Annotated in this window: 2 protein-coding genes; one reads left to right on the plus strand and one right to left on the minus strand. The window is 63.2% G+C overall.

What is annotated here, in order from left to right; all coding sequences use genetic code 11:
* Positions 1-6: 6 nt before the first annotated feature.
* On the plus strand, positions 7-525 hold the full coding sequence (locus E1288_RS49710) for an integrase core domain-containing protein (protein ID WP_268952046.1): 519 nt from the start codon (positions 7-9) through the stop codon (positions 523-525).
* A gap of 419 nt (positions 526-944) precedes the next feature.
* On the opposite strand, the gene E1288_RS49715 is transcribed toward E1288_RS49710, so the two are convergent.
* Positions 945-1,535: a helix-turn-helix domain-containing protein gene (locus tag E1288_RS49715; RefSeq protein WP_132495683.1), complete on the minus strand. Its 591-nt coding sequence runs from the start codon at positions 1,533-1,535 to the stop codon at positions 945-947.
* Between the last annotated feature and the right edge of the window lie 282 nt (positions 1,536-1,817).

Here is a 1,817-nt window from a genome sequence, read left to right on the forward strand (position 1 = left end):
CCCCGGATGAACTCCATCATGGAGCGCTGGATACAGACCTACCGACACGAACTGCTGGACCGCACCCGCATCTGGCACCAACGCCATCAGCTCCATGCCCTGCGCGAGTTCGAGTCGTACTACAACGAGCACCGGCCGCACCGAGCCCTGAATCAAGCAGCTCCGCTCCGCCCGCTACCCGAACCGATCACCGAGCCAGGACAGATCACACGCCTGGAGATCCACCGACGAGATCGGCTCGGCGGAACCCTTCACGAGTACCAACATGCAGCCGGAACTGGGCGGACGATTTATCGGCACCCGCAACCCCCCATTGGCCGTAGCTCCGGCCTGTATAGCACCGGAGGGAACACCGCGCAGGACACCTCGTTAAGCCGATCTGGCGCGCCACCAACGAATGCCCGCCCGAGCCGATCACGCCACGTGGAGCACGAACGCCCCGCAGCACGGAAACGCACGTTTGCACCAACCGATGGCCGGGAATCACGATGGCAGCAGATACACCATCGAACCGACCGCCGATGAGGCAGGAACGGAACTCCAGCCATGGTTCGAAGAACACGTAACGAACCAGAAGGTGAACATCATGCCGCAGGAGAAGCAGACACCGCGGGAGCACGGATCCGATCCAGCAGAAGGCCCGGAACAGACAGAAATTCAACAGTCCCCTCCTACTGGGCAAGAGCCGAAGGACCCGTTGGTACAGGATGAGTTGCGGCGCCATTCCGATACCGCGACGGAAGGAGAATAGACCTGATTCCCGTTTTCCGACTTTCACGGTCACCCTTCCCGCCACGGCGTTCTGGCAGCTTGCCAGCGTTTCACGAATTGCTGTTCGGGATATCTGCAGCGGAATTTCAGCCATCCGCTGCGCCAGGTGCCCGGGCGGGTTCCTCCCGGCACCCGACCCCTGCGTGATCGGATACCGATCGACCGGGGAGCCCTCAGTCGATCCAACGGGCGCCCAAGCCAGCAAGCCAAGCCAAGCCAGCCAGCAAGGCGTCGGCCTTGGAGCGTAGGAAGTCCGCCCATGTGCTGGAGTTGCGTTCGGGGGCCGGGTCTATCCCAGCCGCCTGCAAGATCTCCCAGACGGTCGAGGCTGCTACTTTCACTCCCAGGACGAGCAATTCGCCGTGAAGTCGGCGGTAACCCCAGCTGGGGTTCTCCTCTGCCAGGCGTAGCACCAAAGCCTGGATGGAACGGACGGTGCGTGGCCGGCCAGGGCGCTTTGGTTTGGAAACGGACGCATGGCGGCGTGCGATGAGGTCGCGGTGCCAGCGCAGCACTGTGTCCGGGCGCACCAGCAACCGCAGGCTGCGCAGCACCTTCCGTGGCAGCCGGTGCAGCAGCGCCGCCAGGAACGCTCGCTCAGCTGGGCTGAACCGCACCCTCTCTTGACCGAGTTGACGTTCCAGCACGGTGATCTGATGGCGCAAGGCGAGGATCTCGATGTCCTTGTCCCGGCCACTCATGGGCAGCAGGCACAGCATGGCGAACGCGTTCGTCACACCCAGGTAGGCCAGTCGCAACAGCACGGCCGACCATCATGCCGGAGTGATCCCCTGTGACGGGTACTCGCGTGCAGTCGCCACGGTCATTGCGCCCTGAGATTCCCTGGCCAGCCACAGTCTTCTCACCTGGGCGGATGAGGTTTTCGGCAAGAGCAGGCCTCGCTGGTGCGCTGCTGGTTACAAATAAGGGCCTCCGCAGCTGCGGAGGCCCTTGCCGGAACGCTAGCTCGAGTTTGACGAGCGTCTTTCGCACTGCTGAACTCCGCCTGCTCCAGAACTTCCGGCAGAGCTCAGGACTACGAACGT

Origin of the sequence: Saccharopolyspora elongata, assembly GCF_004348985.1 — a bacterium.
In the GTDB taxonomy this organism is placed as follows: Bacteria; Actinomycetota; Actinomycetes; order Mycobacteriales; family Pseudonocardiaceae; genus Saccharopolyspora; species Saccharopolyspora elongata.